Source organism: Anaeromyxobacter sp. PSR-1, from assembly GCF_000964525.1.
Taxonomy (GTDB): domain Bacteria; phylum Myxococcota; class Myxococcia; order Myxococcales; family Anaeromyxobacteraceae; genus Anaeromyxobacter.
In genome coordinates this window covers 1-22,739 of sequence record NZ_BAZG01000058.1, presented here as the reverse complement: position 1 = coordinate 22,739, position 22,739 = coordinate 1, and the positions used below count along the sequence as shown (strand labels likewise).

The following is a 22,739-nucleotide window of genomic DNA, read 5'->3' as shown; positions in this document are numbered from 1 at the left end:
TGGGGCCGCCGCCCTCCGCTCGCAGTGAGCCTGTCGAACTGCGAGCGGCGACCGCCGCCCCGAAGCCCAGCTCCGTGGACTGGCTCGACGGCGACCAGGCTCGGATGCACCTCACCGTCTCCAAGGCCTTCCTGAAGAAGCTCGACGCGGCCCGGGACGCGCTCTCGCATTCGATGCCCGGTGCCTCCCGCGAGAACGTCCTCGAGGCCGCCCTCGATCTGCTCCTCGCCGACCGCGCGCGGCGCAAGGGGTTCACGGCCCGGCCACAGAAGACCGCTCGCCCCTCCCAGCCGGACCACGTCCCTGCCCACGTGCGCCGCGAGGTCTGGGCCCGGGACGGCGGGCGGTGCACCTTCGTCCTCGCGTCCGGGGAGCGCTGCGGCTCCACGCACCAGCTCGAGCTCGACCACATCGTGCCGCGGGCGTGTGGAGGTCCCTCCACCGCGGACAACCTCCGGATCCGTTGCCGGGGGCAACCTCGCGGAGGCGCGCCGGGTCTTCGGGGACGCGGTGATGGACGCGTACGCGCCGCGGCGACGCGGCGATCAGTTGAACATGTAGATCTTGAGCGACGCGGCGATCTGGCGGGCGCTCGGGTCCGTCGTGCTCTGGCGGTAACCCACGTCCAGCGCGGCGCCGCTCTGCGCGGCGATGCCGAGGCCGGCGGACCACCAGTTCGTGTCGAGCGTCTCGTCCTTCATGAACCCTGCGCGCAGCGCCAGCATGCGGCCGGCCAGCACCTCGGCGCCGACGGAGTAGCGGTTGCTGGTCTTGCCGAGGCGGTCGAGGTCGGTGCGCCAGTCGGCGGTGAGCTGCGCGCCCTGGTCGTTGCCGATCGCCAGGCCGGCGCCGAAGCCCATGGGCGCGATCTGGTCCTGGTGGATGGCGACCAGGTTGTAGCCGGCCGCGCCGAGCGAGAAGAGCTCGGACACCTGCCAGAAGAGGCCGGCGTCCACGGTCGCGGCGCGGATCTCCTCCCGGCCGAGGGCGAGGGGGCCGCGCAGGTCGAGCCACTTGCCGGCCGCGCCGATCCACATCCGCTCCACGAGCGGCGTCACGAGCGCGAGCGTGAGCTGGTTGCCGACGGCGTCGCCCTTGGCGGCCCGCGTGAAGCCGAAGCCGGCCGTCACCGAGGAGGACATCGCGTCCACGACCGACGCGTTCAGGAACTGCCCGGGGGACTCCGAGCCGCGGCGGTCCAGCATGCCGCCCGCCTCGAACGCGTACCGGCGCCGCGCGCCGACGGCGGCGGGGTTCACGTAGAGTCCTTCGTTGTTGGCGGCCACGCCGATCGAGGCGGAGAGGCCGAGCGCCCGGGGGCCCGCCACGTCGGGGAGGCCGCCGGCGGGGGGAGCTTCGGCGGCGGCGGCGGCGCCCGCGACGAGGAGCGCGGCCGCATGACACAGGATCCGTGCGTGCACGTGCCGAGGATACGGGACGTGTCGCGCCCCCGGCAAGGACGCTTGTGGCGCGCGGACGCGAGCGCTAGCGTCGATCGCCACGCGGAGGTCGTCATGAAGGCACGCGAGACCGAACGCTTCCGCCGCATCCTGGCGGCGCAGCTCGAGACGCTGGTGGGCCAGGGCGAGCGCGCCGTCCACGAGATGGCCGACTCGGAGGGTGGCGGCGAGATCGCCATCCCGGACCCGAACGACCGCGCCACGGCGGAGGAGCGCCGCAACTGGGCGCTGCGCCTGCGCGACCGCGACCGCCGGCTGCTCGGGAAGGTGCAGGCGGCCCTGGCCCGCCTCGACGCGGGCACGTTCGGCACCTGCACGTCCTGCGGCTCGCCCATCAGCGCGGCGCGCCTGCGCGCGCGGCCCGTCACGGATCTGTGCATCGCGTGCAAGACCGAGGCGGAGCGCGTGGAGCGGCCGAGATAGCGCCCGGCCCGGGGCGGCGCTCACCGGTGGTGCCTGGCCCGGGGCCGGGCTAGATTGGCGGCACCATGGCGCCCAAGAAGATCCGCAAGGCCGTCATCCCCGCCGCGGGCCTCGGCACCCGGTTCCTCCCAGCCACCAAGGCGGTCCCGAAGGAGCTGCTCCCGATCGTCGACACGCCGACCATCCAGTACATCGTGGCCGAGGCGGTCGCGGCCGGCGTCCGGGACATCATCCTCATCTGCGCGCGCGGCAAGGACTCGATCGTCGACCACTTCGACATCGCCGGCGAGCTGGAGGACCGGCTGGAGAAGGCCGGAAAGCACGAGCTGCGCAGGCAGATGCGCGACATCGCCCACATGGCGAACGTGCTCACCATCCGCCAGCAGGAGCCGCTCGGGCTCGGTCACGCGGTGCTGTGCGCGCGCGACGCCATCGGCGACGAGCCCTTCGTGGTGATGCTCGGCGACGACATCATCGACGCGCCGGTGCCGGGCGCGAAGCAGCTCGCCGACTGCTGGGAGCGGCACGGGCTCGGCACGGTGGCGCTCATGGAGGTGCCGCGCGAGGACACGCACATGTACGGCATCGCCGCCGGCCAGGCGATGGACCCGCGCACCGTGCGCATCGACCGCCTGGTCGAGAAGCCCAAGGCGGACCCGCCCTCCAACCTGGCGGTGATCGGCCGCTACGTCCTGCCCCCGCGCATCTTCGAGATCCTGGAGCGCGTGAAGCCCGGCGTGGGCGGGGAGATCCAGCTCACCGACGCGCTGGCGGTGCTGGCGCGCGAGGAGGGGCTGCTGGGGTACCGGTTCGAGGGCGAGCGCTACGACGCGGGCGACCGCTTCGGCTACCTGAAGGCCAACATCCTGTACGCGATGAAGCGCCCCGAGCTGGCGGGCCCGCTCCGCGCGCTCATGAAGGAGCTCGTCAAGTGAACCTCCGCCGCCTGGCCGCGGCCGCCGCGCTCGCGGCGGCGATGCCCTCGCTCGCCTACGTCCTCCACACCTCCGCCGTGCTGCGCCGCATGGGCGAGAAGCGCGCCTCGCTCTCGCTCTCCTCGCTCGAGGTCACCGGCACCCTCCAGGTGGAGGGGCCGGCCGCCGAGCGCCTCGCGGCGTCCGCCGGGCTGCCGCGCTCGGCCACCGGCGAGGTGTCCGCCCCCGCCCGCTTCCTCATGAAGGTCCCGGGCCGCTGCCGGCTCGAGCTCGCGCCCGCGGGCGTCGCCGAGGCGCAGCGCCCGGCGGTCTCGCTCGCCCGCGACGGGCGGCTCGGCGGGCGCGGCGGGCTCGACCAGGTCCCCGCCGCGGCCGCGCTGGTCCGGGCCGCGTGCGCGCTGCTCGCGGCGCCCACGGCCGGAGACGCCTCCGGCGCCTACGCGGCCGCGCTCTCCCGGCGCGGCGTGGCCGTCTCGGAGATCGGCCTGGGCCGCTTCGACGGGCACCTGGCGTACGTGATCGGCGGGCGCTCGCGCGAGGGTCGGCCGGTCGCCTTCGTGGACAAGGAGGCGTTCCAGCCGCTGCGCCTCGTCGCGGCCGAGGGCGGCGCCCTCCAGGACGTGCGGCTCCTGGGCTGGGGCTCCCCGGCGGGCGGCGACTGGTTCCCGCGCGCGGTCGAGGTGGCGGAGCAGGACGCGCTGCGGCTGCGCTTCACCACCGAGCGCGCCCACGCGAACCCCGCCCTGCCCGACGCGGGCTGGTGAGGCGCCCCGCCGGCGGGGCCGCGGCGGCGGCCCCGGGGCGGGCGGGCGGCGAGCGGCGCTAGGCGAGCGCGCGCGAGGAGCCGCCCTCGTCCTCGGCGTCCGGCTCGACGTCGGTGCGGTACTTGCGGAGCACGCGCTTGAAGTTCGAGCGGTCCATCCCGGCCTTGCGCGCGGCCGCCGAGATGTTGCCGTCGCAGGCGCGCATGAGCGCCTCGACGTAGCCCTTCTCGAACCGGCGCAGCGCCTGCTCCTTGGCGGCGGCGTACGAGAGCGCCAGCCACGCGGCCTCGTCGCCGGACGCCGGCACCTCGCGCACCAGCGGCGCGGTGCGCCCGGTCACCGCCGGCGGCAGGTCGCCGGGCACCACCGAGTCGCCGCGGCACAGCACCACGGCGCGCTCGATCGCGTTCTCCAGCTCGCGCACGTTGCCCGGCCAGCGGTAGCCGCACATGAGCTCGAGCGCCTCCGGCGCGACCGTCCGGACCTTCTTGCCCAGCCGCTCGGCGTAGCGGCGCACGAAGTGGTGCGCGAGCAGCGGGATGTCCTCGACGCGCTCGCGCAGCGGCGGCAGCGGGATGTTGATCACGTTGAGCCGGTAGAACAGGTCCTCGCGGAACCGGCCGGCCTTCACCAGCTTGGGCAGGTCGCGGTGGGTGGCGGCGAGCACGCGCACGTCCACCCGCACCGGGTCGGCCGAACCGACGCGCTTGATCTCGCCCTCCTGCAGCACGCGCAGCAGGCGCACCTGGGTCGAGAGCGGGATGTCGCCGATCTCGTCCAGGAAGATGGTGCCGCCGTCGGCCGCGTCGAACAGGCCGCGCTGGTCGCGCTGCGCGCCGGTGAACGCGCCCTTCACGTGGCCGAACAGCTCGGACTCGAGCAGCGTCTCGGTGAGCGCGCCGCAGTTGAGCGCGACGAACGGGTGGCTGCGGCGCGGGCTGCGGGTGTGGAGCGCGCGCGCCACCAGCTCCTTCCCGGTGCCGCTCTCGCCGGTGATGAGCACGGTGGTGGCGCTGTACGCCACCGCCTCCACCATCCGCGTCACCTCGCGCATGGGCGCGGAGTTGCCCACCAGCCCCTCGGCCGGCGTGCCCTCGCGCTCGCGCAGCGCGCTCTCGAGCTGGCGGTTGCGGTCGAACAGCATCTTCCGCTCGGCCGCCTTCGCCACCGCGCGCGCCACCACCTCCACGTCCTCGAACGGCTTGGTGAGGTAGTCGTAGGCGCCGGCGCGGACCGCGGCGAGCGCGGTCTCCACCGTGGCGTGGCCGGTCATCATGATGACCTCCACCTCCGGCCGGCGGTGCTTCACCGCGTTCAGCAGCTCGAGGCCGGAGAGCTGGGGCATCTTGATGTCGAACAGCGCGACGTCGAAGTCCTCCTGCGCGAGCCGCTGGGTGGCCGCGATGGAGGAGTCGAGGCCGACGACCTCGTGCCCCTTCCGCCGCAGCAGCGCCTCCATGGCGCGCAGCAGCGTCGGCTCGTCGTCCACCACCAGCACGCGGGCCGGCCGCGCCTCGGTTGCCTCGTTCATGGGACCGCTTCTCCTCGCTCGTGCCTCGGTTGCGCCGCCGGGAGCTCGAGCACGAAGCAGGCCCCGGGGTGCGGGCCGGGCGGCTCGAGGCGGATGGTCCCGCCGTGCTCCTCGACGATCTGGTAGCAGATGGACAGGCCCAGGCCGGTGCCCTGGCCCTCGGGCTTGGTGGTGAAGAACGGCTCGAAGATCCGCGGCGCGGCGTCCTCGGGGACGCCCGGCCCGGTGTCGGCCACCGAGAGGCGCAGCCGCCCGGGCGCGGCCGGGCCCACCGCGACGGTGACCGTGCCGCGGTCGCCCATGGCCTGCAGCGCGTTCACCAGCAGGTTCACCACCACCTGCTGGAGCTGGTTGCCGTTGCCGACGGCGACCGCCGGCTCGAACCGGCGCGCCACCTCGAAGCGGCCGGCGCGGAGCTGCGGCGAGAGCAGGAACAGCGCGTCGTCCACCACCTGGCGCAGGTCCACCGGCCCGCGCTCCTCCTCGCGCGGGCGGCGCGAGAAGCGCAGCAGCGACTCCACGATGCGCTTGGCGCGGTTCGCGGCGTCCTGGATGAGCCGCAGGCTCTCCATGTCCTCGGGGGAGCGCTCCTCGCGGCTCATGAGCTGCGCGAACGCCAGGATCCCGCCGAGCGGGTTGTTGATCTCGTGCGCCACGCCGCCGGCGAGCTGGCCCACCGCGGACATCTTCTCGGCGTGGAACAGCCGCCGGCTCACCTCGCGCTCGTCGGTGACGTCCTTGAACGTCACCACCAGGCCGCCGTCGCCGAACGGGAACGAGCGGATCACCCAGGTGCGATCGCCGAACGCCAGCTCGCGCTCGGCGGTGCCGCCGCGCGGCAGGTCGCAGCAGGCCGGGCACGGGAGCGCGCCGAACGCGTGCTCGCGGCAGCGCAGCCCGGCGACCTGCGTGATCGCCACGCCGGCCGCGCGCGCGAAGGCGGCGTTGGCGCGCGCCACCTCGCAGCCGCCGCCCCGGAAGATCGCGAGCGGATCGCCGATGGCGTCGAAGCTGGCGCGCCACTCCTCGGCGGCCCGCACCAGCGCGGCCGAGCGCGCCGCGAGCTGGCCGTCGAGGTCGCGGTTCAGCTTCTCCAGCTGCGCGTTGCGCTCGGCGAGGAGCTGCTCGAGGCGCCGGTTCTCCTCGAGCATCCAGTGCTGGTCCACCGCGCTCTGGACGGTGATGCGCAGGTGCGCGTCGTCCCAGGGCTTCCAGATGAACCGGAAGATCTCCGACCGGTTCACCGCCTCCTCGATGACCGCCGAGTCGGCGTGGCCGGTGAGGAGGACGCGCTGCACGGTGGGCCAGCGCTCCTTCACGATCCGCAGCAGCTCGACGCCGGAGGTGCCCGGCATGCGGTGGTCGGAGACCACCACCTGCACCGGCTCGCGCTCCAGCAGCGCCAGCGCGCCGCTCGCGTTCCCGGCGTCGATCACGCGGCAGCGCGCGCGGCGCAGCACGCGGCCGAGCGCGCGGCGCACGTGCTCGTCGTCGTCCACCACCAGCACGGTGGAGTCGGGGCGGGCGTCCAGGGCGCCGCTGCCGGCCTGGGATTCCGGGGGTACCATCGGCTGCGCCCTCGAAGGTGCACAGAGGGGTCCAGCCGGTCCGCTATCGGAGGTCCCTGTTTCCAGGCGGTTGGGAGGTTCACTCCCCGGGTCGTTCATCGCCCCCGGGTGATATCACACCCTCCGGGTTTCGGCGTACCGGAGACGCGGTACACGGCAACCCGCCCTCTAACGGTCGCTCGCCTCGTAGCGATACGCCTGCGCCTGGTAGAGACAAATCGTGTTACGTCCCGCCTTCTTGGCCTGGTACAGCGCCTCGTCGGCGTACCGGACCAGCGCCTCGGGCGACCCGATGTCCTTCGACGGGTAGAACGCGATGCCCATCGACGCGGTCACCTGGATGGCGGTCTCGGGTCCCGCGGACCCAGCCGGAACGGGGTAATTCCGGGCGGACAGCTCCTTCCAGATCCGCTCCGCCACCGCGAGCGCGCCGGAGAGGTGCGTCTTGGGGAGGATGACCGCGAACTCCTCGCCGCCGTAGCGCGCGCAGATGTCGGGGTCGCGGGTGGAGGCGCGGAGCTGCTCGGACGCGCCCCGCAGCACGAGATCGCCGAACGGGTGACCGTAGCGGTCGTTCACCAGCTTGAAGTGGTCCAGGTCGATCATGATGAGCGACACCGGATCCGAGTAGCGGTGCGCGCGCCGGAACTCCTCCTGGAGCCGCTCGTCGAAGGCGCGCCGGTTCTTGAGGCCGGTGAGGTCGTCGGTGAGCGTCTGCTCGCGGAGCCGCCGCTGCGTCTCGCGGAGCTGGTCCTGGAGCGTCTTGATGCGCAGCATCGCCGCGCAGCGCGCCAGGATCTCCGCCTCGGCGAACGGCTTGGCGAGGAAGTCGTCGGCGCCGATGCGCAGGCCCGCGACCTTCGAGTCGAGGTCGGACTTCACCGACAGGATGATCACCGGGATGAACTGGTCCTCGGGCCGCGCCTTCACGATGCGCAGCACCTCGAGCCCGTCCATGTCCGGCAGGATCATGTCGAGCAGCACCAGGTCGGGCGGCTCGCCGCGCACCTTGCGGATCGCGTCCTTGCCGTCCGCGGCGGTGCGGACGTCGTACCCCTCGCGCTCGAGCACCCGCACGAGCCAGTCGAGCTGGGTGCGCGAGTCGTCCACCACCAGGATCTTGGCGCGCGGGGCCATCGGAGCCTGGAAACATACCTGCTTCCGCGCACCTCCGCCACGCACCGGCCGCGCAGGCACGGCGCGCCGCCGCGGCCGGCCGCCCACATCGGGAGCGTTCCTCGACCCCCGCCCAAGGGCATAGGTTCGCCCCATGCCGGGGCGGGCACGCATCGAGGAGCAGGCGTCGATCCTGGCCGCGGTCCTCGCCCGCGCGCGGGCCGGCGCGCCGGACGGCGTGGTCGTGTTCGACCTCGACTCGACGCTGCTCGACAACCGGCCGCGGCAGGCCCGCATCCTGCGCGACTACGGGCGCGCGGCGGGCGTGCCCGCGCTCCTCGGGGCGCGCCCGGAGCACTGGACGAGCTGGGACCTCGCGGCCGCGCTCGCCGCCGCGGGGCTCCCGCCGGACGAGGTGGCGCGCCACCTGCGGCCCGCGCGTGCGTTCTGGGCCGAGCGGTTCTTCACGAGCGCCTACTGCCGCCTCGACCTGCCGCTGCCCGGGGCGCCCGGGCTGGTGCGCGCGACGGCCGACGCCGGCGCGATCGTGGCCTACGTCACCGGGCGGCCGGCGGCGATGGAGCCGGGGACGCTGGAGGTGTTCCGGGCGGCGGGCTTCCCGCTGCCGGACGGCGCCCGCGTGCACCTGTTCATGAAGCCGGACGAGGCGCTCGGGGACGAGGCCTGGAAGGCGCTCGCGCGCGGCCGCGTCGAGCGCATCGGGCCGGTGGTGGCGGCGTTCGACAACGAGCCCGCCCACGTGAACGCCTACGCGCGGGCCTGGCCGGACGCGCTCTGCGTGCACCTCGACACCGACCACTCCGGCCGGCCGGTGGAGGTGCTCGCGCGCGTCCCCTCGATCCGCGACCTCCGCCTGCCGCCGGCGGCGGCCGAGGCGCCCGCCGCCGGCGCCTAGGCCTCGCCTACCGCAGCGCCTCCATCACGTCCTCGGGGATCACCGGGGCGAGCCCGCCGCCGCCCAGGATGTTCACGATCGGTGATGCAGCGGCGCGGACCACCGAGCCCGACGGGCGCGAGGGCCCCAGGCCGCAGTAGGTGGACACGTCGCGGTACAGGTCGGACCGCGAGACGCCCTCCGGCGCGACGCGGGTGGCCGGCCGGCGCACCGCGAACACGCGCTCCTGCGCCACCCAGCCGCCGGCGCGGGGATCGGCGAGCGCCTCCTCGACCGCGCGGGCCCACGCCTCCGGCGCCGTCTCGGCGCCGAGGTGGACGCTCTTGCCGCCGTAGTCCCAGCTCCGCTTCAGCACGAACCGCTCGCGGTCGGCGACGAGGCGCGCCGCCACCTCGGGGGTGAGCCGGCGCGTCCAGGGCAGCCGGCCCGCGGCGGCCCGCTCCTCCGCGTCCAGGCCGGCGCGCTCCGCGAGCGCCCCGTCCTCGGCGCACTCCGAGAGGCGCGCGAACAGCGCCTTCGCCTCGAGCAGCCCGTTCACCGGGTTGAGGAGCACGTACCTGCCGGGCGCGCGCAGCGCGCGCGCGAAGGGATCGGCCGGGTCCACCATGTGCGCCCAGACGTGCCGGTACAGCACGTCCCACGCCTCCGGCTCGCACTCCGCCGGCACCAGGTTCTCGGCGCGGTGGCCCATCTGCCGGAAGTGCGCCGCCAGCCGGCGCAGCTCGCCGATCTGCGCGTCGCCCGGCCGGGCCACCAGCGCGATCGACGGGCGGGCCCGCCCGCCGCCGCGCGCCCGGTACGCCGCCACCAGCGCCTCGCGCAGCCGCTCCATGTGGCTGCCGCAGGCCGCCACCAGCGCCTCCGCCTCGCGCGGCGACCTGCCGCGGGCGCGCGCGGCGGCCCGGATCCAGGCGAACGCGGCCAGGTCGGCGTAGGCGGACATGGCCGGGATGGTGGCGTTCAGCTCGAGGGCCCGCGGCGCGCCGCCGCCCTCCGGCACCAGGAAGTCCACCCGCGCCATCATCACCGCGAGCGGCGCCTCGTCGAACAGGCGCGCCATGGCCTCGGCCTCGAGGCCGGAGAACGGCTCCTCCAGCGCGGCCCGGTCGCGGGCGTCGCCCGAGGCCACCAGCGCCCGCGCCAGCTTGACGCTGCCCGAGAGGATGCGCTCCGCCTCCCGCGCCAGCCCGTCGAGCGCGGCGCGCGAGAGCACCTCCGGCTCGGCCAGCAGCGGGATCGGCACCACCGTGCCGTCCGGCTTCCGCACGGTGAGGCCCTCGGCCCAGGCGCGCTCGGCGGCCTCGCGGCCGATCGCGGCGAGCGCCCCTCCCTCGAAGACGTCGGTCATGCGCCGGTCCTACCGCGGGCGTTGCGGCGCGTCCACGGGCTCTGCTAGGGACCGCAGGGTGAAGATCTACACGAAGACCGGCGACGCCGGAGAGACCGGCCTGTTCGGCGGGCCGCGGGTGCGCAAGAGCGACGCGCGGGTCGAGGCCTACGGCGAGGTGGACGAGCTGAACGCCTGCCTCGGCACGGTGCGCGCGCAGGTCGAGGACCCGGAGATCGACGCGCAGCTCGCGCGGATCCAGGACGAGCTGTTCTGCGTGGGCGCGGAGCTGGCCACACCGCACGGCGAGAAGGCCCGCTCGGCCATCCCGGCGGTCGAGCAGCGCTGGGCGGAGCGGCTCGAGGGCGCCATCGACGCGTGGGAGGCGGAGCTGCCCCCGCTGCGCCAGTTCGTGCTCCCCGGCGGGACCCGGACCGCCGCGCAGCTGCACCTGGCGCGCTGCGTGTGCCGCCGCGCCGAGCGCCGCGTGGTGGCGCTCGCCGCCGAGGCGGAGGTCTCGCCGGTCGCGCTCGCCTACCTGAACCGGCTCTCCGACTTCCTGTTCGTGGCGGCGCGCGTCGCGAACCACCGCGCGCGCAAGCCGGAGACCGCCTGGGACCCGCGCCGGGAGAGGTGACGCCGTGGCCGACCGCATCGCGCTGGTGACCGGGGCCGGGGTCCGCGTCGGCGAGGCGATCGCCCGCGGGCTGGCGCGCGACGGGTGGACCGTCGCCGCGCACTACCGCACGCACCGCCCGCGGGGCTTCGCCTCCGCGCTGCAGGCGGACCTCGCCGCCGCCGACGGGCCGGCCCGGCTCGCGGCCGCGTTCCGCGCCCGGCACCGCCGCCTCGACCTGCTGGTGAACAGCGCCTCGGTGTTCGACGCGCTCCCCCTCGCCGGCACCGACGCGGCGGCGTTCGACTCGCAGATGGACCTGAACGCGCGGGCGCCGCTCCTGCTGGTCCGGGCGCTCGCGCCCCTGCTGGCGCGGTCGCGCGGCTCGGTGGTGAACGTCGTGGACGTGGGCGGCGGGCTGGTGCCGTGGAAGGGCTACGCCGCCTACGCGGCGTCGAAGGCGGCGCTGGCGCGGCTGACCGAGTGCCTCGCGCTCGAGCTGGCGCCCCGGGTGCGGGTGAACGGCGTGGCGCCCGGCACCGTGCTCTGGCCGGAGCACTACCCCGCGGCGCGCCGCCGCGCCCTCACGGCGCGCATCCCGCTCGGAAGGCCCGGCACGCCGGAAGACGTCGCGGCCGCCGTGCGTTATCTCGCGGACGCACCGTTCGTGACCGGCGCCGTGCTGCCGGTGGACGGGGGCCGCCACCTGTCGGGGCGCGCCGGCTGAAGGACGGTAAAAGCCCTGTCGGTGCGGGCCCAACCGCGCGTTGAAGCGCCCAACCCTCCCTGTTAGACTCCTTGCGCCACGTCAACGAGGGCGCGTCCCTCGATGGAGAACTCGAAGAAATGGAAGCCACCACCGTCGTCGCCCCGACCGCGCTCTCCCCCGACATGGGGATCCCGAACTTCGTCAGCCTGACCTCGAAGGCGATCGAGATGGTGAAGGACGCCATCGCGCGCGAGGGCCTCGCGGGCTACGGCATCCGCGTCGGCGTCATGGGCGGCGGCTGCGCCGGGTTCCAGTACTCGATGGACTTCGAGAAGGACCCGCGCGACGGCGACATCTCGCTCGAGCAGGAAGGCATCAAGCTCTACGTCGATCCGATGAGCTCGATGTACCTCCAGGGCGTGACCATCGACTACGTCGTCGGCCTGCAGGGCGCCGGGTTCAAGTTCAACAACCCGAACGCCCGCACCACCTGCGGCTGCGGCTCGTCCTTCTCGTACTAGGCATTCGCCTCGCCGGCCCGCGTGGCCGGGCGGTGCGCGCGGGCCGGAGGGGAGACCCTTCGGCCCTTCGCGTCTGGAGGAAGCGATGCTCGTGGTCCGCCACGCGGTGGTCGGCCCGTTCGCGGCGAACTGCTGGCTCGCCGCCTGCGGGCGGACCGGCGAGGCCGTGCTGGTCGATCCCGGCGCCGAGGTGCACCGGGCGCTCGCGCTCACCGGGCCCTCCGGCTGGCGCATCACCCGGATCTTCTGCACCCATGGTCACATCGACCACGTGGGCGGCGGCGCCGAGGCCCGCGCCGCCACCGGCGCGCCGCTGCAGATCCACGCGGCCGACGACGCCTGGCTCGAGGCGCTGCCCCGGCAGGCCGAGATGTTCGGCTTCGACCCGGTGGAGGCGCCGCAGGTCGATCACCACCACGTGGACGGCGAGGCCTTCCGGGTGGGCGACTGCGAGGCGCAGGTGATCCACACGCCGGGGCACAGCGCCGGCTCGTGCAGCCTGTGGTTCCCCGGCGAGCAGGTCCTGTTCACCGGCGACACGCTCTTCGCCGGGTCGGTCGGCCGGACCGATCTCCCCGGCGGCGACTTCGACGCGCTGGAGCGGTCGATCAAGGACCGCCTGTTCCCGCTCGGCGACGCGGTGCGCTTCCACCCCGGCCACGGGCCGTCCGGCACGCTGGGCGAGGAGCGCCGCGCCAACCCGTTCGTCGGCGAGTCGCCGCGGCGGGGGCGGTTCATCTAGCGTCCGCTACGACATGCTCACCACGCCCATGATGTTCTGGCCGGCGTCCACGTGGAGGATCTCGCCGGTCACGTTGCGGGCGAGGTCCGAGCACAGGTAGAGCGCGGCGCGGGCGCAGTCGTCCTGCTCGATGTTCCGGCGCAGCGGCGTCTTGTCGGCGTTCTCGCCGAGCATGGTGCGCATGCCCTTGATGCCGGCCGCGGCCAGCGTCTTGAGCGGGCCGGCGCTGATGGCGTTCACCCGGATGCCCTCCTGCCCGAGGTCCTCGGCCAGGTAGCGCGTCGAGCACTCCAGCGCGGCCTTCGCGACGCCCATCACGTTGTAGTTCCGGACCACCTTCTCGGCGCCGTAGTACGTGAGGCACACGATGGAGGCGCCCGGCTTCATCATGGGCTTGAACGCCCGGGCCAGGCCGATGAGCGAGTAGGCCGACACGTCGAGGGCGATGCGCCAGGTCTCGCGGGTGGTGACGTCGGTGAACCGGCCGTCGAGCGCCTCGCGCGGCGCGTAGCCGATCGAGTGCACCAGCACGTCCACCTGCGGCCAGATCTTGCCGATCTCGGCGGCGGTGCGCGCGATGTCCTCGTCCTTCGCGACGTCGCAGTCGAGGATGGCCTTCGCGCCGGCCTGCTCGGCCAGCGGGCGCACCCGCTTGCCCATCGCCTCGCCGGGATAGGTGAACGCCAGCTCGGCGCCCTCGGCGCGGAACGCCTCCGCGATGGCCCACGCGATGGACCGCTCGTTCGCGACGCCGGTGATCAGCGCGCGCTTGCCCTTCATGAGCCCGCCGAGCGGGAGGTGGGCAACCGCGGTCTCGTTCTGCTCGCTCATCCTTGAGCTCCTCTGGCGCGGACCGCCTCGAGCGCCTGGGTCAGCTCGCTCACCGCGTGTCCGTCCTGCTTGCGGGTCGCCACGGCGACCCCGTCCTGGTAGGCCTTCGCCGCCTCGCCGTCACGCCCCAGCGTCTCGAGCACCTGCCCGAGCATGAGGTAGGTCGGCACGTAGTCCGGAACGCGGCGGGCGAGCTCGCGGAACTCCTGCGCCGACTCCTCGCCGCGGCCCGCGGAGCGCAGGGCCATGGCGAGCGAGTAGCGTGCGAAGGGGTCGTCCGGGCTCTTCTCGACGAACTTGCGGAACGTCTCGAGCCGCTGCTCCGGGGTCATGAGCCGGCCGTTTTAACCCGGATCACCCCATGGGTTCCAGCGCTCCGCGCTAGACTCGACGCATGGCGTCGGTCCGCATCGCCGGCTGCACCGGGGCGCTCGTGGCGGGCGGCAAGGCCACGCGCATGGGCGGGCTCCCGAAAGGGCTGCTCCGCGTGGACGGCGAGCCCATCGCCGCCCGCGCGCTGCGCCTGTTCCGTGCGCTGTTCGACGACGCCTTCGTCGTCGCGAACGATGCGGCGCCGTACGCGGCGCTCGGCGCGCGCGTGATCCCCGACGCCCTCCCGGGCAAGGGCGCGCCGTCGGGCGTGCACGCCGCGCTCGCCGCCGCGTCCACGGAGTGGGTCTTCACCGCGGCGTGCGACATGCCGTTCCTGGCCGAGGCGCCCATCGCGTTCCTGGCCGGGCTGCGGGCCGGCGCGCCGGCGGTGGTGGTGCGCTGGGGCGGGCGGCTGCAGCCGCTGCACGCGCTCTGGTCGCGCGCCTGCCTGCCGGTGCTCGAGGCGGAGCTGCGCGCCGGGGATCCCTCGCTGCAGGGGCTGGCGCGGCGGGTGGGCGCGCGGATCGTCGAGGAGGCGGACTGGCGCGCGGTGGATCCGCTGGGCCGCGCGTTCGAGAACGCGAACACGCCCGAGGACGCGGCGCGGCTCGGGCTCTCGCGCTGACCGCGCGCGCGGCAGACCTAGCCCGCCAGCCAGCGCACCAGCAGCGTGGCGACGACCGCCGCGGCGAGGCAGCCCAGCACGGTGGCGAGCAGGTACCCGGCCGCGGCCGCGAGCCGGCCCTGCTCGAGCAGCGCGAGCGTCTCGTAGTTGAACGAGGAGTAGGTGGTGAACCCGCCCATCACGCCGGCCGCCAGGAACAGCCGCAGGTCGGGCGGGAACGCCTCGCTCTGCAAGGACGCGGTCATGATCCCGGCGAGGAGGAACGAGCCGGACACGTTCACGAGCAGCGTGCCCCGGGGGAAGTCCGGGCCGAACGCCCGCAGCGCCCAGGCCGAGGTCAGGTAGCGCGCGCCGCTCCCGAGCGCGCCGCCGAGGCAGACGAGGAGGAGGCGGGCCACGCGTCCGTTTACCGCGGCGGTGCGCTCCCGGCAACCGGGCGCGTCACTCCTTGCCCGCCGCGCGCCAGCCCTCGACGGTGAGCGCGTCGAGCTCGCGGGCGTAGGTGCCGGCGTCGAACGCGCGCCCCTCCAGCGCGGCGCTGGCCGCGTTCGCGACGAGCAGGCCGATGGCGTGCACCGCCTCGTGCCGCGGCAGCCCGCCCCGCAGGAGCCGCTCCAGCGCGCGGCGCGCCTCGGGCGGCTGGCCGCTCGCGAGCTGCGCCTCGACCACGAGGTGCAGGGCGGCGTGCAGGCGCGGCTTCGGCATGCGCGCGTGCGAGGCGAGGCCGGCGTGGTGCGCCTCGACGGCGCGGAGGCGCTCGTCCTCGTCCGCCGCGAGCCAGGCGCTCGGGTCGGGGGCGTGATCGGCGTCGTAGTCCACGGTTCCTCCGCGGGCGGGATCCTGTCCGGGAGCGCCCGCCGGGGCAAGGCCCGCAGGGCGCGCGGGCGTGCTCCGCGATACCATGCCGCCATGCCTCGACGCACCCTCGCCGCCGCCGTCCTCGCCGCCGCCCTCGCGCTCGGCTGCCGCACGCCCGAGCAGAAGCTCCTCGACTCGCGCCGCGAGCTCCGCAGCACGCTCGACGACCTCTACGCGGACTACCGCGAGGCCGCGGCGCCGGAGGGCGGCGACGACGGCGGGGTGATCGGCCGGCTGTTCGGCGAGGTGGACCGCAGCTGGTTCGAGCAGCAGTGCCTCGCGCTCGGGCGCGGCGAGCGCCCGGTGGGGATGTCGGGGCGGCTGGAGACGTTCCTGCGCGAGCGGAGCAACGCGCGCGCCTGCCGCAAGGCGGCCGACCTCCAGCTGGAGATCGACGAGCTCGAGCGCAAGACCGGGGGGCGCGAGGCGAGGTAGCGCCGCCTCAGCTCCCCGGCACGTGCCGCCAGACGCTCGGGTACAGCTCGCAGGGCGCGCTGCCGTCGGGGTAGCCGATGCGGCCCGCCAGCTCCTGCGCCACGCGCTCGAAGTCCATCCAGCGCGGGTCGCGGTGGTCGCGGTCGCCGATCACCGCGTGGCCGATCTCGTGCACCAGCACCGTCGCCTCGACGCAGCGGAACGTGCCGATGGACGGATCGCGCGTGGTGAGGCGGATGTCGCCGTCGAAGCAGCCGAGCGCCGTCCCCATCCCGCCGCACGCCACGAACTGCTCGTCCTGGAAGGTGACGGTCCGGTGCGCCAGGACCTTCCAGTCGCCGCCCCAGTACTCGAGCGCGGCGGACATGGTGGACTCGAGGCGGCGCGCGAAGTCCGGGTGGTGCGCGAACGGCGCGGTGGTGTCGAGCACGACCGCGGTCTGGTGCACGACGAGGTCCGGCCCCCGACCGCAGGACGTGGACACCGTCAGCAAGAGCAGGGCTGGAATCGCGACGCGCACCGCACGCACCCCGTGAACCGTGGAGTGAAGCGTAGGCGTTGGTGCGCAGACCGGGTAGCCACTGCTACCGTGACACACGACCTCCGGACGCGATGCGGGTGCGGCAGCATGGGACGCCGCGGAGAGGTGGGACGGATCGCCGATATCGCCGGGGCGATGCGCCACGATCGCGCGGTGCGTCGCGCCGATCCGGCCGCTCCCCGATGGTCTCAGACCCGGGCGCGCACCGCGATGGCCCGGGCCGGAAGCGTGAACGCGCCGGAGGGACGCCCCAGCCGCTCCCAGCAGCCGTCGCGGAGCAGCGCCTGCCGCTCCGGCGGCTGGGCGGCCAGGTAGGCGCCCATGGGTCCGATGCCGGCGCCCAGCGAGCGCCACAGGTCGTCCTCGAAGTCGTCGTAGCGCGCCTCGACGTCCAGCGTCCCGGCCCGGAGCTCGCGGAAGCCGGCGCGCGCGAACAGCGCCTGCAGCTCGGGCAGGCGCCGGAACGGGATCCGCGCGTCGTCCGGCGCGGCGGGATCGAGCGCGATGGCCGCGTCCCAGAACGCGGTCGCGAGCGCGAGGCCGCCCGCCTCGAACGTGCACGCCGCGACCACGCCGCCCGGCCGCACCACGCGGCCGAGCTCCGCCGCCATCCGGTCCGGCTCCTTCACGAACGAGAGCACGAGCTGCGAGAGCGCCGCCGCGAACGCCCCGTCCTCGAACGGCAGCGCCTCCCCGGACGCGCGCCGCACGTCGGCGCCGGGCACGCGCGCGCGGCACGCCTCCACGAACGGCTCCGAGGGATCGACGGCCGCCACCTGCGCGGGCCCGAGCCGCTCGGCGAGCGCGGCGGCGAGGTTGCCCGGGCCGCAGCCCACGTCGAGCGCGGGCCCCTCCCCCACGCCGGCGAAGTCGAGGAAGCGCGGCGCGAGCGGCCGCGAGTAGCGGCCCATGAAGCGGTCGTAGGCCGCGGCGGGGACGGCGAAGGTCATGCGCCGAGGGAGCGCACGCGGCGGTGCGCCGTCAACCGACCTCCCCGGCCGAGCCGGCGCCTACTCCTCGTCCTCGGCCGCGACGCGGGTCCAGGGCACCGCCGCCAGCCGCTCGTACGCGATGGGCTCGCCGGTGCGCTCGCTCACGCCGTACGTGCCCGCGTCCAGCTTCGCCAGCGCGCGATCGATGTCGGCGAGCAGCGCGCGCTCGCGCTCCGCCACGCCCAGGTGGTGGGCGGCCTCGGTGGAGCGCTGGGCGACCTCCTCGGGCTCGGTGCGCTCGCCCTCCGCCGGCACGGCCTCGACCGGCGTCGCGAGCAGGCGCTGCACGCGCCTGCGCTCCGCCTCGAGCTTCCCGCGGAGCGTCTCGAGCTGCGCCGCGGTGAGCCTCCCTGCGCTGCGCACCATGACCGTCCTCCTCTCCGGCTCCCCTCGCGCGGGGGAACGTGACCAGCATAGCCTCCGGCGCCGCGTCCGCCGCGTCCCCCGCAGGCCTGCGGCATCGCGCGCCACGGCGCGCCGTCAGCGGATGCGCATGCCCGGCGGCCGCTCCGGCAGCGGGACGGGGTCCCGCTCACCGGGGATGGACGGGAACCGCCCGGCCCGCCAGTCCGCCGCCGCCTGCTCGATCCGCTCGCGCGAGCTGGAGACGAGGTTCCACCAGACGTGGCGCTCGCCGTCCATGGGCTCGCCCCCGAGGAGCAGCACGCGCGCGTCCGACGGGGCGCGCAGCACCACCGGCGCCCCCGGGCGCAGCACCAGGAGCTGCCCGGCCGGGAAGCGGGCGCCGTCCACCTCGAGCTCGCCGCTCGCCACCAGGGCCGCCCGCTCCTCCTGGTCCGCCGGGACCTCGAGCCGGGCGCCCGCCGCGAGCGCGGCGTCCACGTAGAGCGTCTCGGACAGGACCCGCACCGGCGAGCGCGCGCCGGCGAACGCCCCGGCGATCACCCGCAGGCGCACCCCGCCGTCCTCCAGCGCCGGGAGCGCCTCGGCCGCGACGTGCGCGAACGCGGGCTCGTCCTCCTCGTGGGCGCGCGGCAGCGCCACCCAGCTCTGGATCCCGGACAGCCGGCCGCCGGCGGCGCGCGCCGCGGGCGGCGTCCGCTCCGAGTGCGCGATCCCGCGCCCCGCGGTCATCCAGTTCACCGCGCCCGGCGCGATCACCTGCACCGAGCCGAGGCTGTCGCGGTGCAGCAGCTCGCCCTCGAAGAGATACGTGACGGTCGCGAGCCCGACGTGCGGGTGCGGGGCGACGTCGAGCCCGTCCCCGCCGCGGAACAGCACGGGCCCCATCTCGTCGAGGAACACGAACGGCCCCACCATCCGCCGCTGCATCGCGGGCAGCACGCGCCCCACCCGCACCCCGCCGAGCTCGCGCGTGCGCGGGACCAGCACCGTCTCGATCGCCCCGTGCCGGGCCGTGCTCGCCGCATCCTCACCCATGGTCATCGTCCTCGGCTGGGGCCCCGGAATCGCCGGCTTGCGCGCCGCGCCCTCCGGGGGTTTAAGAGGCGCACATGTCCGACACCACCCCGAAGGCGCCGCGCCGGCGCCGCTGGCTCCGCGCCGCCGCCGTCCTGGGCGCGCTCCTGGTCCTCTACACCGCCTTCGGCTTCCTCGCCGCGCCGTCGCTGGTCCGCCGGATCGCGGTGAAGCAGGCGTCCGCGGCGCTCCACCGGCCGGTCGAGATCGACCGCGTGCGGGTCAACCCGCTCGCGCTCTCGGTCACGGTGGAGGGACTGCGGGTGAAGCACGCGGACGGCGCGCCGTTCGCGGCGTGGGACTCGCTCTACGTCCGGCTCGCCCCGCTCCGCCTGCTCGCCGGCGACCTCGGCTTCGCCGAGATCCGCCTGGTGCGCCCGGCGCTGCACGTCGGCCTCGACCCGCGCGGCGCGCTCACGTTCGAGGACCTGCTGGCCGGCGACGCGAAGGCGGCGGAGCCGGGCGCCCCCGCGGCCCCGGAGAAGGAGGGCGGCGGGCTGGGGCTCTCCATCGGGCGGCTCGCGGTGGAGGAGGCGCGGGTGGTGTTCCGCGACGCCACCCGCAAGCCCGCGTTCGAGACCACCCTCGGCCCGCTCACCGTCCGCCTGGACGCCTTCCGGACGCGCGGCGGCGGCGACAGCCCGTACTCGTTCACCGGCACCACCGAGTCGGGCGAGACGTTCCGCTGGACCGGCACGGTCCGCAGCGCGCCGCTCCGCTCCTCGGGCACGCTCGCGTTCGAGCGGATCCAGCTGCCCAAGTACGCGCCCTACATCCACGACGAGGCGCCGGTGGACCTGGCCGAGGGCGTGCTCGACCTCGAGACCGCCTACGAGCTGGCGTGGGGCGCGGACGCGCGAGTGCTGCGCACCTCCGGCGGCAAGCTCACCGTCGAGCGCCTCGCGCTCGCGCCGCGCGGCGAGGCCGACGCGCCGGTGCGGCTGCCGCGGGTGGAGGTCGCCGGCATCCAGGTGGACGCGCTCGCGAAGGAGGCGTCGGTCGCGACCGTGGCGGTCCGCGGCGGATCGGTGCGGGCCCGCCTGGAGCAGGACGGCAAGCTCGAGCTCGCGCGGATGGCGCCGCCGCCCTCCCCCGCGTCGCCCGAGCCGTGGAGGTGGTCGGTGGGCGCGCTGGCGGTCTCGGGCCTGGCGGTGGAGCTCGAGGATCGCTCCACGGCGCGGCCGGTGCGGCTGCCGCTCACCGACGTGGCGGTGACCCTGGACGGGATCCGCCCCGGCCCCGAGACGGCCTGCCCGCTCACCGCCTCGCTCGCCTGGAACGGCAGCGGCCGGCTCGCGGTGAAGGGCGAGGTCCGCCCGTTCGGCGACCGCGGCACGCTCGCGCTGGAGGCGGAGGCGCTCGACCTCGTGCCGCTCGCGCCGTACCTCGACGCGTCGCTGGTGGCGCGGCTCACCGGCGGGCGCGCCGGCGCGAAGGCGACGGTCGGCTACGACCTCGGGGGCAAGGCGCCGCGCTGGACGTTCGCCGGCGACGTGCGGCTCGACGCGCTCGCGGTGGCGGAGGCCGGCAACGAGGACCTGCTCCGGTGGAAGGCGCTGGAGGTGACCGGCATCGACGCCGCCTCCACTCCGCCGCGCGCGACGGTGCGCCGGGTGCGGCTCCTCGAGCCGCGGGTGAAGGCCTACGTCTGGGAGGACGGCGCCACCAGCGTGGCGCGCGCGCTCCCGCCGCCGCCGGCCCAGCCGGCGCCGGCCGGCCCGGCGTGGCAGACCGCCATCGGCAGCGTGGAGGTGGTGGGCGGGCGGCTCGCCATGGTGGACCGCTCGGTGACGCCCGCGGCGGTGGTGAACCTGACCGGCGCGCAGGCGACGGTGACGCGGCTGTCCTCGGACCCGAAGGTCCGGTCGAGCGTGGACGTGCGGCTGCAGGTGGAGGGCGCCTCGCCGGTGCGCGTCACCGGCACGCTCAACCCGCTGCAGAAGGAGGCGTACACGGAGCTGGTGGTCGCCTCCGAGGGCGTGGACCTCTCGCCGCTCGGCCCCTACGCCGGCAAGTTCCTGGGCTACGGGCTGCAGAAGGGGAAGCTCGACCTCGATCTCAGGTACACGGTGGTGAACCGCGCGCTCACCTCCACCAACGTGGTCCGCGTGAACCAGCTCACGCTGGGCGACCGGACCGACAGCCCGGACGCGACCAAGGTCCCGGTGCGGCTGGCGCTGGCGCTCCTGCAGGATCGCGAGGGCGTGATCCTGCTCGACGTGCCGGTGGAGGGGAACCTCGACGACCCCGAGTTCCGCCTCGGCAAGGTGATCTGGCGCACCATCCTGAACGTGCTCGTGAAGGTGGCCACCTCGCCGTTCACCGCGCTCGCGTCGCTGGTGGGCGGCGGCGAGGCCGACCTGTCCATGATGGAGTTCACCCCGGGCACCGCCGAGCCGCTGCCGGCCGCGAAGGAGCGCATCGCGCTGCTGGCGCGGTCGCTCGGGCAGCGGCCCACGCTCGGCCTCGAGCTGGAGGGCTCCGCCGACGCGGCCCAGGACGGCCCCGCGCTGCGGCGCGCCGCGCTGGAGCGCGCGCTCCGCCGCGCCAAGGCCGAGACGCTCCGCGCGGCCCCGGCCAGCCTCGACGAGGTGACGCTCGGCGCCGAGGAGCGGGTCCGGCTGGTGAAGGCGGCGTACCACGCGGCCTTCCCCGCCCCGCCGCCGGCGGCGAAGGGCGAGGCCGCGCCGGCGCCCGCGCCGCAGGAGATGGAGGAGCGGCTCGCGGCGGCGGCGCAGGTGCCGGACGACGCCTACCGGGCGCTCGCGGCCGAGCGGGCGCAGCGCGCGCGGGAGGCGCTGCTCGCGGCCGGCCTGGACCAGGCGCGGCTCTTCCTCGCGCAGGGCGGCGAGCGCGCCCGCAAGGAGGGCGGCGCGCGCGTCTACTTCAGCGTGCGCTGACCCCCGGCGCGAGGGGACCCTACAGCTCGACGGCCCAGTCCGCGGCGCTCGGGGCGACGCCGCCCTGGATCACCCAGGAGACCTGGAACGCCCAGCCGGCCTCGCGCACCGGGCCGCTCGCGTCGGCGGTGGCGTGCCGGAGGTGGCGGCCGACGTCCACCGCCACCGCGTGGGCGCCGAGGATCCGCACCGACCCCCGCGCGCCCAGCTCGGCGATGCGCTCGTCGCCGGCCACCTCGCCCTCGCCGAAGATCAGGTACTGGCGCGCGACCACGCCCAGGCGGGCGCGCGTCCCGGCCACGAGGTCGAGGCCGGCGAGCGCCTGCGCGCCGGGGCCGATCCGGTAGTCGCGCCCCTTGCCGTCGTCGCCGCGGTCCACGCTGCCGGCCGCGCCGAGGATCACGGCCGCGCCGACGAGATCGCCCTCCAGCGCGAGGCCGCCGCCCAGGTCGGCGCGCGCGCTCGCGCCCGCGCCGAGCGCGCTGGTGGAGACGCGGAAGCGCTGCGGGGTGTCGAAGTCGAACAGCAGGAAGAGCCCGTACAGCCCGCGCGCCGGCGCCGCCTCGAAGCTGCGGCCGGCGAGGAGCCCGCGCGCCCGCACGGTCGCGTCCGGGTCGCGCGCGAAGCCGTAGCGCGCCTCCAGCACGAAGTGGTCGAACGGCTTCTCGAGCGCGAGCTCGGGATCGCCCGGCAGGCCCCAGGCGAAGTCGAGCCCCACCCCGCCGCCCCAGGTGCCGCGGTCGCCGGTGGCGTCGCCGGTCGCGCCGCCCATGGCGAGCGCCCAGCGCGACGAGGTGGCGCGCTCCGGGCGCGTCGGCCCGAGCAGGCGCCGGTTCACCGCGCCCATGGGCGAGAGCACCGCCGCGGCCACGCCGTTCCAGGTCCCGCCCTCCGCGCGCAGCGCGTCGGAGAAGCGGCCCAGGATCTCGCCCAGCACCATGCCGGCCACCGTGGTCGTGACCTGGTCGTTGCGCGAGGGCCGCTCCGTCTCGCCGGCGATCTCCCAGAGCCCGCTCGCCGCGAACGCGTACGCCGACGAGACCCAGAAGCCCTGGCCGGCCGAGCGCGCCGCCGAGAAGGCCCAGGTGCCCTGGTACGGGTGGCCGAACTGGTTCAC

Annotated in this window: 25 protein-coding genes and 1 pseudogene; 12 read left to right on the top strand and 14 right to left on the bottom strand. The window is 75.5% G+C overall.

Annotated features, from left to right (window positions below; all coding sequences use genetic code 11):
- A pseudogene (locus PSR1_RS24530) lies at positions 1-561 on the top strand (HNH endonuclease); the annotation flags it as partial.
- On the opposite strand, the gene PSR1_RS11090 reads toward PSR1_RS24530, so the two are convergent.
- A complete protein-coding gene (locus PSR1_RS11090; protein ID WP_059437638.1) occupies positions 546-1,421 on the bottom strand; it encodes a hypothetical protein in 876 nt (291 codons plus the stop codon). The pseudogene PSR1_RS24530 and the gene PSR1_RS11090 sit on opposite strands and share 16 nt — an antisense overlap.
- Before the next feature lie 93 nt (positions 1,422-1,514).
- Between PSR1_RS11090 and dksA the strand changes: the two genes are divergently transcribed.
- From dksA to PSR1_RS11075, 3 genes are all read left to right on the top strand, one after another.
- The gene (gene dksA, locus PSR1_RS11085; RefSeq protein ID WP_059437640.1) at positions 1,515-1,883 is read left to right on the top strand and encodes an RNA polymerase-binding protein DksA; all 369 of its coding nucleotides are present in this window, start codon (positions 1,515-1,517) and stop codon (positions 1,881-1,883) included.
- Positions 1,884-1,948: 65 nt separating this feature from the next.
- Entirely contained in the window at positions 1,949-2,818 is an 870-nt protein-coding gene (galU, locus tag PSR1_RS11080; RefSeq protein ID WP_059437637.1) for a UTP--glucose-1-phosphate uridylyltransferase GalU, read from the top strand.
- Complete coding sequence (locus tag PSR1_RS11075) at positions 2,815-3,582, top strand: hypothetical protein (RefSeq protein ID WP_059437636.1); 768 nt, start codon at positions 2,815-2,817, stop codon at positions 3,580-3,582. Before galU ends, PSR1_RS11075 begins: the two co-directional genes overlap by 4 nt.
- Positions 3,583-3,640: 58 nt before the next feature.
- Here PSR1_RS11075 and PSR1_RS11070 read toward each other — a convergent pair whose 3' ends face one another.
- The 3 genes from PSR1_RS11070 to PSR1_RS11060 all read right to left on the bottom strand — a co-directional run bounded on the left by PSR1_RS11070 (position 3,641) and on the right by PSR1_RS11060 (position 7,818).
- On the bottom strand, positions 3,641-5,113 hold the full coding sequence (locus PSR1_RS11070; RefSeq protein ID WP_059437635.1) for a sigma-54 dependent transcriptional regulator: 1,473 nt from the start codon (positions 5,111-5,113) through the stop codon (positions 3,641-3,643).
- Positions 5,110-6,681: an ATP-binding protein gene (locus tag PSR1_RS11065; protein ID WP_059437634.1), complete on the bottom strand. Its 1,572-nt coding sequence runs from the start codon at positions 6,679-6,681 to the stop codon at positions 5,110-5,112. The genes PSR1_RS11070 and PSR1_RS11065 overlap by 4 nt, the downstream gene beginning before the upstream one ends.
- Before the next feature lie 168 nt (positions 6,682-6,849).
- The gene (locus PSR1_RS11060; protein ID WP_059437633.1) at positions 6,850-7,818 is read right to left on the bottom strand and encodes a diguanylate cyclase; all 969 of its coding nucleotides are present in this window, start codon (positions 7,816-7,818) and stop codon (positions 6,850-6,852) included.
- Positions 7,819-7,951: 133 nt separating this feature from the next.
- On the opposite strand from PSR1_RS11060, the gene PSR1_RS11055 reads away from it, so the two are divergent.
- Entirely contained in the window at positions 7,952-8,713 is a 762-nt protein-coding gene (locus PSR1_RS11055; RefSeq protein ID WP_059437632.1) for a hypothetical protein, read from the top strand.
- A gap of 7 nt (positions 8,714-8,720) precedes the next feature.
- Here the strand turns inward: PSR1_RS11055 and PSR1_RS11050 are convergent, their stop codons facing one another.
- A complete protein-coding gene (locus PSR1_RS11050; protein WP_059437631.1) occupies positions 8,721-10,061 on the bottom strand; it encodes a hypothetical protein in 1,341 nt (446 codons plus the stop codon).
- A gap of 58 nt (positions 10,062-10,119) precedes the next feature.
- Here PSR1_RS11050 and PSR1_RS11045 point away from each other — a divergent pair, with 58 nt between their 5' ends.
- From PSR1_RS11045 to PSR1_RS11030, 4 genes are all read left to right on the top strand, one after another.
- A complete protein-coding gene (locus PSR1_RS11045; protein ID WP_059437630.1) occupies positions 10,120-10,677 on the top strand; it encodes a cob(I)yrinic acid a,c-diamide adenosyltransferase in 558 nt (185 codons plus the stop codon).
- Positions 10,678-10,681: 4 nt separating this feature from the next.
- Positions 10,682-11,383, top strand: coding sequence for an SDR family oxidoreductase (locus tag PSR1_RS11040; RefSeq protein WP_059437629.1), 702 nt, complete (start codon positions 10,682-10,684; stop codon positions 11,381-11,383).
- Positions 11,384-11,502: 119 nt separating this feature from the next.
- Positions 11,503-11,886 carry an iron-sulfur cluster insertion protein ErpA gene (erpA, locus tag PSR1_RS11035; protein ID WP_082100221.1) on the top strand — a complete coding sequence of 128 codons (384 nt, stop codon included), beginning with the start codon at positions 11,503-11,505 and terminating at the stop codon, positions 11,884-11,886.
- An 85-nt stretch (positions 11,887-11,971) separates the two neighbouring features.
- Positions 11,972-12,628 carry an MBL fold metallo-hydrolase gene (locus PSR1_RS11030; RefSeq protein WP_059437628.1) on the top strand — a complete coding sequence of 219 codons (657 nt, stop codon included), beginning with the start codon at positions 11,972-11,974 and terminating at the stop codon, positions 12,626-12,628.
- Between the two features lie 6 nt (positions 12,629-12,634).
- On the opposite strand, the gene PSR1_RS11025 is transcribed toward PSR1_RS11030, so the two are convergent.
- Complete coding sequence (locus PSR1_RS11025) at positions 12,635-13,459, bottom strand: enoyl-ACP reductase (RefSeq protein ID WP_059437627.1); 825 nt, start codon at positions 13,457-13,459, stop codon at positions 12,635-12,637.
- On the bottom strand, positions 13,456-13,791 hold the full coding sequence (locus tag PSR1_RS11020; RefSeq protein ID WP_059437626.1) for a tetratricopeptide repeat protein: 336 nt from the start codon (positions 13,789-13,791) through the stop codon (positions 13,456-13,458). Before PSR1_RS11020 ends, PSR1_RS11025 begins: the two co-directional genes overlap by 4 nt.
- A 62-nt stretch (positions 13,792-13,853) precedes the next feature.
- Between PSR1_RS11020 and PSR1_RS11015 the strand changes: the two genes are divergently transcribed.
- Positions 13,854-14,456 (top strand): molybdenum cofactor guanylyltransferase, encoded by a 603-nt coding sequence (locus tag PSR1_RS11015; protein WP_059437625.1) that lies wholly within the window; start codon positions 13,854-13,856, stop codon positions 14,454-14,456.
- A 17-nt stretch (positions 14,457-14,473) separates the two neighbouring features.
- On the opposite strand, the gene crcB is transcribed toward PSR1_RS11015, so the two are convergent.
- Positions 14,474-14,854, bottom strand: coding sequence for a fluoride efflux transporter CrcB (gene crcB / locus PSR1_RS11010; RefSeq protein WP_059437624.1), 381 nt, complete (start codon positions 14,852-14,854; stop codon positions 14,474-14,476).
- A gap of 43 nt (positions 14,855-14,897) precedes the next feature.
- Positions 14,898-15,275, bottom strand: coding sequence for a DUF1841 family protein (locus tag PSR1_RS11005; RefSeq protein WP_059437623.1), 378 nt, complete (start codon positions 15,273-15,275; stop codon positions 14,898-14,900).
- Positions 15,276-15,365: 90 nt separating this feature from the next.
- On the opposite strand from PSR1_RS11005, the gene PSR1_RS11000 reads away from it, so the two are divergent.
- Positions 15,366-15,749, top strand: coding sequence for a hypothetical protein (locus PSR1_RS11000; protein WP_059437622.1), 384 nt, complete (start codon positions 15,366-15,368; stop codon positions 15,747-15,749).
- Positions 15,750-15,756: 7 nt separating this feature from the next.
- Here PSR1_RS11000 and PSR1_RS10995 read toward each other — a convergent pair whose 3' ends face one another.
- The 4 genes from PSR1_RS10995 to PSR1_RS10980 all read right to left on the bottom strand — a co-directional run bounded on the left by PSR1_RS10995 (position 15,757) and on the right by PSR1_RS10980 (position 18,683).
- On the bottom strand, positions 15,757-16,197 hold the full coding sequence (locus PSR1_RS10995; protein WP_237757918.1) for a hypothetical protein: 441 nt from the start codon (positions 16,195-16,197) through the stop codon (positions 15,757-15,759).
- A 281-nt stretch (positions 16,198-16,478) separates the two neighbouring features.
- Positions 16,479-17,240 (bottom strand): class I SAM-dependent methyltransferase, encoded by a 762-nt coding sequence (locus tag PSR1_RS10990; protein WP_059437620.1) that lies wholly within the window; start codon positions 17,238-17,240, stop codon positions 16,479-16,481.
- Between the two features lie 60 nt (positions 17,241-17,300).
- Positions 17,301-17,648 (bottom strand): conjugal transfer protein TraR, encoded by a 348-nt coding sequence (locus PSR1_RS10985; RefSeq protein ID WP_059437619.1) that lies wholly within the window; start codon positions 17,646-17,648, stop codon positions 17,301-17,303.
- Positions 17,649-17,762: 114 nt separating this feature from the next.
- Entirely contained in the window at positions 17,763-18,683 is a 921-nt protein-coding gene (locus PSR1_RS10980) for a pirin family protein (RefSeq protein ID WP_059437618.1), read from the bottom strand.
- 74 nt (positions 18,684-18,757) lie between these two features.
- Here PSR1_RS10980 and PSR1_RS10975 point away from each other — a divergent pair, with 74 nt between their 5' ends.
- Positions 18,758-21,622 carry a DUF748 domain-containing protein gene (locus PSR1_RS10975; RefSeq protein ID WP_059437617.1) on the top strand — a complete coding sequence of 955 codons (2,865 nt, stop codon included), beginning with the start codon at positions 18,758-18,760 and terminating at the stop codon, positions 21,620-21,622.
- Positions 21,623-21,641: 19 nt separating this feature from the next.
- Here the strand turns inward: PSR1_RS10975 and PSR1_RS10970 are convergent.
- The coding region (locus PSR1_RS10970; RefSeq protein ID WP_059437616.1) for a DUF3943 domain-containing protein at positions 21,642-22,739 on the bottom strand (1,098 nt) is incomplete at its 5' end.